We start from the raw sequence: 429 nt of genomic DNA on the forward strand, positions 1-429 counted from the left end.
CTCGTCGGGGTCCATGCTTGGCCCGACCTTCAGCCCGATCGGGTTGCTGACGCCGCGCAGGAACTCGACGTGGGCACCGTCCGGCTGGCGGGTGCGGTCGCCGATCCACAGCATGTGCGCGGAGCAGTCGTACCAGTCGCCAGTCAGGTTATCGCGACGGGTGAGGGCCTGCTCGTAGCTCAGCAGCAGCGCCTCGTGGGCGGTGAAGAAGCTGGTCTTATGCAGTTGCGGCGCGTTCTCCAGGCCGCAGGCGCGGATGAAGGCAAGGGTCTCGTCAATGCGGTCGGCCAGTTGGCTGTACTTCTCCGATAGCGCCGCATCGGCAATGAAGTCGAGGTTCCACTGGTGGACCTGATGCAGGTCGGCGAAGCCGCCCTGGGCGAAGGCGCGCAGCAGATTGAGGGTGGCGGTGGACTGGTGGTAGGCCAG

At 66.2% G+C, this 429-nt stretch carries 1 protein-coding gene; it reads right to left on the minus strand.

Going from position 1 to position 429, the window contains the following annotated elements:
• Nucleotides 1–429: 3-deoxy-7-phosphoheptulonate synthase (locus ACYVD0_RS13250; RefSeq protein WP_460427238.1), on the minus strand; the 429-nt coding region annotated here is incomplete at both ends.

This window comes from Azotobacter armeniacus, from assembly GCF_054779355.1.